We start from the raw sequence: 1,204 nt of genomic DNA on the forward strand, positions 1-1,204 counted from the left end.
AGATGGTTAGTCATGTAGTAGATATTTTGCTGGCTCTGCTGACGCATTAATAACCCAGAGACAAAGCCTTTTGTATTATGGAAAAAGACAAGACCTGACCCTATTCTTCTATGCTTTAATTATTTATTCTTAATAAATATAGGTAGCATCAACGCAACGCCCCATAAATAAGCTCCAGAATGTAACTTTAAAGATAAAATAGAGGTAGCCCCGTTACCCCCGGCCACTATTACTAGCGGCTGAGAAAAGAAAATGATTAGCGCACATAAGGTTACGACTGACCATGGATTCACTTTTATCCCTTGGTTATTAGACAAGCTTAGCACCCAAGAGATATTTGCCAACCATGGGAACATCAACGCTATGGCTGTGTCGAACCAAGTGGTCAACATAAACGTTGCCGCAAAAACTTGCATGAAGCCAAATACTAGTGCTTGATAACCATAAGTTAAACTGCTTTCTCGCCCGTCAACGCAGGAAAAAGCCGGCAGAAGAAGCGCTACAAGATAAAACAGAGCTGATAGATTTCTAACAGAAAACATAGGGCTTTGCCTTATGCTAAACGCATTAATGGGTGAAAACACACACTATCTCACTTGCCTTAATCATTTGTCTTCAATGCATATTTCTTTATTAGTAAAACCAGCTTTTCTTCCTCAATCTGAGATTCGAATGAATCAGAAGGAATAATCAAAGCAGCAAGCTTATCCACAAAAATATAAACATCTCCACTGTTATCCTCTACGGACTCAACAGCCTCCCATTTGTAAAAACAACTCCCGAATGGATTCACTTCATGAATCCCTTCCTCTGTTAACTCAATGGTCTTATCACCAATAATAATACCACCTTCATTTGGCACTGATAATTCCCTTATCTTTATTAAGTTATAAATAAAACCCGAAAATAATATAAAAATAAGTATCATTGTCATTAAAAATGTTTGCAAATGAAAACTAGAAAAGTTAACCCTTCCAATATTTATAGCGACTGACATAAAAAAAACAGCAATAAAAAAGCCAATCATCATGCTCTTTATAAAGTTCTTTTTTGTACTTTCTTGCGATGAACTCAGTCGTTTTAAAGCAAAACCTGAAAAATCCAAGTAGTTCTTTTTGGTGATTTTAATTGATTTGATCATTATAACTTCCCTATGTATACATCGACTTGCGTAGTTGTAGAACAATACAATAATCGTATTAGA

At 35.9% G+C, this 1,204-nt stretch carries 2 protein-coding genes; both read right to left on the bottom strand.

The annotated features are described in order from the left end of the window. Positions 1 to 119: 119 nt before the first annotated feature. Complete coding sequence (locus AB4653_RS25125; protein WP_009844731.1) at positions 120 to 542, bottom strand: hypothetical protein; 423 nt, start codon at positions 540 to 542, stop codon at positions 120 to 122. A gap of 59 nt (positions 543 to 601) precedes the next feature. Next, on the bottom strand, positions 602 to 1,141 hold the full coding sequence (locus AB4653_RS25130; protein ID WP_372085701.1) for a YcxB family protein: 540 nt from the start codon (positions 1,139 to 1,141) through the stop codon (positions 602 to 604). Between the last annotated feature and the right edge of the window lie 63 nt (positions 1,142 to 1,204).

It is taken from the genome of Vibrio sp. 10N.222.48.A3, from assembly GCF_041475345.1.
GTDB lineage: Bacteria > Pseudomonadota > Gammaproteobacteria > Enterobacterales > Vibrionaceae > Vibrio > Vibrio tasmaniensis_A.